The 5,597-nt window shown below is 34.3% G+C and carries 5 protein-coding genes and 1 pseudogene; 2 read left to right on the top strand and 4 right to left on the bottom strand.

All coding sequences use genetic code 11. From position 1 onward, the window contains the following. Window positions 1–400: 400 nt before the first annotated feature. Window positions 401–1,138, top strand: a complete 738-nt coding sequence (gene nagB, locus RMR19_RS10720) for a glucosamine-6-phosphate deaminase (protein WP_310603486.1) — start codon at window positions 401–403, stop codon at window positions 1,136–1,138. After that, the gene (gene nagA / locus RMR19_RS10725) at window positions 1,135–2,295 is read left to right on the top strand and encodes an N-acetylglucosamine-6-phosphate deacetylase (RefSeq protein ID WP_310603487.1); all 1,161 of its coding nucleotides are present in this window, start codon (window positions 1,135–1,137) and stop codon (window positions 2,293–2,295) included. Before nagB ends, nagA begins: the two co-directional genes overlap by 4 nt. Before the next feature lie 159 nt (window positions 2,296–2,454). On the opposite strand, the gene RMR19_RS10730 is transcribed toward nagA, so the two are convergent. The 4 genes and pseudogenes from RMR19_RS10730 to RMR19_RS10745 form a co-directional block, all read right to left on the bottom strand. Continuing rightward, the gene (locus tag RMR19_RS10730; protein ID WP_310603488.1) at window positions 2,455–3,246 is read right to left on the bottom strand and encodes a response regulator transcription factor; all 792 of its coding nucleotides are present in this window, start codon (window positions 3,244–3,246) and stop codon (window positions 2,455–2,457) included. Between the two features lie 67 nt (window positions 3,247–3,313). Continuing rightward, a complete protein-coding gene (locus RMR19_RS10735) occupies window positions 3,314–4,183 on the bottom strand; it encodes a carbohydrate ABC transporter permease (RefSeq protein WP_310603489.1) in 870 nt (289 codons plus the stop codon). A 15-nt stretch (window positions 4,184–4,198) separates the two neighbouring features. Further along, window positions 4,199–5,086 (bottom strand): carbohydrate ABC transporter permease, encoded by an 888-nt coding sequence (locus RMR19_RS10740; protein ID WP_310603490.1) that lies wholly within the window; start codon window positions 5,084–5,086, stop codon window positions 4,199–4,201. A 70-nt stretch (window positions 5,087–5,156) separates the two neighbouring features. After that, window positions 5,157–5,597, bottom strand: a pseudogene (locus tag RMR19_RS10745) (ABC transporter substrate-binding protein); the annotation flags it as partial.

Genomic DNA, 5,597 nt, shown 5'->3' on the forward strand with positions numbered 1-5,597 from the left:
CTTTCGATGTTTGTCAACAATAATTTTATTTATTTTTCGAATTGCTTCAATTCTTAATTATTTCAGAATTGTTTATTCATTTAGTACAGTTCTTCAACCGACTTGGTCTAGTATAGCAGACATAAAAGCATTTGTAAAGGGGTTTTCATAATTTTTTCCTTAATCCAAAACTTCGCATTACACCAACATCATACGGTAAGACTATGGGATGGATTCCATTACTGTAGATCCTTTCGCACGAACCATAACATAAATAACATTTGTACCACAATGCGATTTCTTTTTATTTATTGTCGACATCTGCTAGTTTCATTGCATTCTTTATTTAATATGATACCATTAAGATATACAGTTGACTGTTTATTTAAAAAGAAAAAACTATATAACGGAGGTGTATCTTATGAAATTCATAAGAACAGAAGATTATTACCAAATGAGTAGAGCCGCTGCTAATATTATTTCCGCACAGGTTATTATAAAACCAGATTGTGTTTTGGGGTTAGCAACTGGTTCTACTCCTCTTGGAATATACAAGCAACTAATTGATTGGTATACTAAAGGTGATATAGACTTTTCTAACGTTACTACAATTAACCTAGATGAGTACAAAGCATTATCTCCTGATAACGATCAAAGTTATCGTTACTTTATGAATGAAAATCTTTTTAATCACATTAACATTAATAAGAACAAGACTTATGTTCCAAACGGACTTGAGCTTGATGAAAAAAAGGCCTGTGACGACTATAATTCAATTATTAATTCCGTTCAAGGTATTGATTTACAGCTGCTAGGAATCGGACATAATGGTCATATCGGTTTTAATGAGCCTAGTGATTGCTTTGCAACGGAAACACATTGTGTTGATCTTGCTCAAAGCACAATTGAGGCAAATGCAAGATTCTTTGATTCTTATGAGGAAGTTCCTAAACAAGCCTATACAATGGGTATTAAAACAATTATGCATGCTAAGAAGATTCTTGTAGTTGCTTCAGGTGAAAACAAGGCCGATATTATTAAAGAAGCTTTCTTTGGTCCAATAACTCCTAAAGTTCCTGCATCTATACTTCAATTGCATCCCGATGCAACAATCATTTGCGATAATGATGCCTTACAGAAAGTGAGCGAGCTCATATGATAATAAAAAATGGAATACTTTATTCTGAGCAGAATACTTTTATTTCCGCAGATATCATAACAGAAAACGATCTCATACAGCAACTAGTTCTTAATAATGATGATATAACAGATTCTACTGTTAACATGCATCAAGTCATTGACGCTACGGACTGCTATATCATTCCTGGTCTTACTGATTTACATTTTCATGGATGTGTTGGTTACGATGCCTGCGATTCCTCTATGGAGGCCATGGAGGCCATTACTACGTATGAGTTATCACATGGAATCACTACTATCTCTCCTGCAACAATGACATTACCCGAAGAAGATTTACATGCAATTCTAGATACTATGCATAACTATAAACTAGCACATTCTGACGAGAGCCATGCCGATATTATCGGTGTGTATCTCGAAGGTCCATTTCTTTCTGAATCAAAAAAAGGTGCTCAAGATGCTACTTATATAAGAAAACCAGATGCGGGCTTCTACAAAAGATTACAAACTGCAGCACATGGTCTAATTCGATTTGTTGCTGTTGCTCCAGAAGAAGAAAACGCCATTGAGTTAATTAAGGAATGTCATGACGAAGTTGGTTTTACAATCGCTCATACAGATAGTGATTATGAAAACGCTATGCGTGCATTCAAAGCTGGTGCAAAACAAGTCACTCATCTTTACAACGCTATGCCTAGTCTACATCATCGTTCTCCAGGAGTAATTGGAGCTGCTTTCGATAGCAAACATAGTCGTGTTGAAATCATTGCAGACGGTAATCATATTCACCCTAGTGTTGTTCGATTAACATTTCAACTATTCGGTGATGATCGTGTTATCTTAATTAGTGATAGTATGAGTGCTACAGGAATGCCTGATGGAAAGTACTCATTGGGTGGACAAGATGTTTATGTTGAAAACTCCATTGCAAAGCTTGAAGATCAAGTAACAATAGCCGGAAGTACAACAAACCTTTATGACTGTATGTGCAGAGCAATTAAAATGGGCATTCCTTTCGAGAGTGCCATCAAAGCTGCTTGTGAAAATCCAATTAAAGCACTTGGTCTATATGACAACTATGGTAGTATCACTCCTAATAAAAAAGCGAACTTACTTATCCTAAACAAAGATTTGCAGATACAACATATTATTAAAGACGGAAAGCTTTTCAAGTAACAGCGTATGAATTCTATAATAATCTATAAAAAATACAGTTTCACTCTGAGACTGTATTTTTTATTTCACGAAATTCTCAACGTTCACAAAGAAGGCTATCACACATTTTACATTTCGTGTGATAGCCTTCTATTCGAATTAATTTCCCCATTGTTTTCATCATTTTTTACATAACACAGTATTCCTGTAATCATTGGCTGATTTGCCTACTTGCTTTTTGAATACTCTTGAGAAATGTGCAATATCTAAGAAACCAACTTCTTCTGCAATATCTCCAATTCGAAGCGCAGGGTCTTTTAACAATTCTCTAGCTTTCTCAATTCGCACATTGTTTAATATTTCCGAAAAATTCTGCTGTGTATGTCTATTCAATAATTTACTAAGATGCCATTGACTTACATAAACTTGGTCTGCTACATCACTTAACTTTAATTTCTCTTGATAATGCTCTTCAATATATCGAACCGCATTCTTCACTATAAATTTTCCAGCTGGATTTTCTTCCGTATGTTCTTCTTGCTCTTGATCTTGCTCGTTCTCTTCATCATTTGGTAAAGCAGAAGTTTCCTCCTTCTTTTCTCCCAATTGATTCGTTATAAATGTTAATGCTTCTTCAATCTCATCCATCTTGGAGGGTTTCAATAGAAATCTCGTTACTCCAAGATTAATGGCTTGTCTTGCATAATCAAAGTTCCGATATCCTGTAAGTATGATAATCTCCAGATTTGGAAACTGTGACTTCACACTGGCTATCATACTTAATCCGTCCATTTGTGGCATACTGATGTCTGAGATTATAATATCAGGCTTTACTCTACTTATTAATTCTAATCCGTCTACACCATTATAGGCGACTGCTTCAACATTGCAATTCCATTTCTCCCACGGAATTATTTTCTGCAATCCTTCTACTATAATGGGTTCATCATCGATTATAATAACCTTATACATAGAACCGCCCCCATATCATAATTTCATCATCTTATTGTTATTATTACATTAATCCTTACTTATTATTCTATCCTTTTAATGCTCCTGCTGTCAAACCCTTTACGATATATTTTTGTAAGCATAGATAAACAATTAAAACTGGTATTACAACTAGCGTAACTGCTGCTGCCATTAATCCATAGTTTGTACCTTCCATAGAAGTTAATTCACCTAATAATCTTGTGATTGCCCATTGGTTTTTCAAACGTAATGTGAACATTTGTGTAAATAAATCATTGTAACTCCAAAGGAATGTAAATATTGCTACTGTTGCAAATGATGGTTTTGCCAAAGGCATAACTACTTTAAAATAAATCTGATATACATTGCAGCCTTCCATATATGCTGCTTCTTCTAAATCAATTGGAAGACTCTTCACAAATCCTACCAATACTACAATTGCAAATGACATGTTACCTGCAATCTGTGGTAATGCTGTTGCCAATAAGGACAGTCCTAAGCTATCTGTATTAACAATTCCCCAAGTGTTTAACATACGGAATACTGGAATAATTGTTGAGAATGCAGGGAACATCATACCAGCAACAACTAAGCTATACAAAAACTGTTTTCCTTTGAAATTATATCGTACTAATGCAAATGCTGCAAATCCAGCGAATAACATTACTGCAAACATAACTGTACCAGATATAATTAAACTGTTTCTATATGCCCCTAATATATTCAATTTGTTAAATGCTAATTCAAAGTTAGCAAGTGTTGCATTTGCCCCAACAGGAATTGAGAAAGAATCTGTTAGAATCAATCGACGATCTTTGAATGCATTAATAACTACCCATACAAGCGGATATAATGTAGTAATTGCCCATAGACTCAATACTATATATGCAATTGATTTTCCAACTGAGGGTTTCTTTCGCTTACCATTTTTACTCATATCCTTACCCCCTATTTAATATTCTTTTTCTTTGAAGACTCTGTTTGCTACCTTAGAAAGTATAATTCCAAGTACTACAATAACTACCGCGATAGCAGAACCATAATCTACATTGTTTGCATTAAATGTTTGATAGTACATATACGTTCCTGTTAACCATGTCGTATTAACTGGCATTCCTTTCGGGAACATAATCCATGGTAAATCAAATACTTTCAATGCACCTGTTACGGCTAATACTGTACATGTACAAACTACATTTCGTACAAGAGGTATTGATATATATCGTACTTGTTGTAACTTTGTAGCACCGTCAACAACCGCTGCCTCATACAATTCTTCTGATATATTGTTAAGTCCTGTGATTAATATTACAAAATAGAAACCAACATATTGCCACATTACTGGAATTAGCATTGTTATCATTGCATGCTTTGGATCTTTCCAGTCAATTAAACCTGAAGCACCTAGTTTTTCTAATAATTGATTTAACATTCCCTTGTCATAAAGGAAGATTAAGTTAAACAATAGACCTAATGCTGTTGCTGAGATTACTATTGGTAAGAAATAAACTGTTTGGAAGAATTTCTTTCCTCTTCCGATATTGTCTACAAGCAATGCTAATATCAATGCGATACCAACTTGACCAACTAATGTTGCTAAAATCATAAATACTGTATTTTTAATCGCAATTCTCATATTTGGGTCTTCAAACATTGTCTTATAGTTTGTATACCAAGGTTCATTGAAACCTTTTGACGCTGTTCCTAATCCTGAAATATTTTGAAAACTGTTCATGATATTCTTTATAAATGGATAATAAAGAAAGACTGCCATAAAGATGAATGCTGGGATTAAAAACACAAGAACTGGTCTTTTCTTTTTATAAATATTTGAATTCATCGTCTCACCTTCTTGTTATGAAAAGGGCCATTATCTTAAATCGCTAACAGCCCTTTTAATTTTTCTATTATTATCGTGCGCCTAATAAATCTAATACTTGTTGTACCGCATCTTTAATGTCCGCAGCACCAATTACGATGTTTGGCATACCATCAAATACAGGAACTCTGCATTCTGCTGGAATTTGATCTTGTACTGCACCTGTCATACCAGTTGCACCTTCAATTAATTTTAAACCGTCTTTTGCTAATGAAGATAATGAACTTTCATCTACAGTAACACCATTCTTTAATGCTGTTGCTGATACTTGAGCAAATTTTGAAACCATTTCATCTGAAGTCATGTATGAGATAAAGTCAATAGCTGCTTCACGTTTGTCAGCATCATCCCATGCTTTACGAGTAATATAGTAACCTGATGATAAACCACCAATAATATCTGTAGATTTACGATTGTTCATTCCTGGAACATATGTTACTGTAAAATTGTCAACATTATCTGTTAACCCTTC

It is taken from the genome of Anaerosporobacter sp. (genome assembly GCF_031551385.1).
Classification (GTDB): Bacteria; Bacillota; Clostridia; order Lachnospirales; family Lachnospiraceae; genus Anaerosporobacter.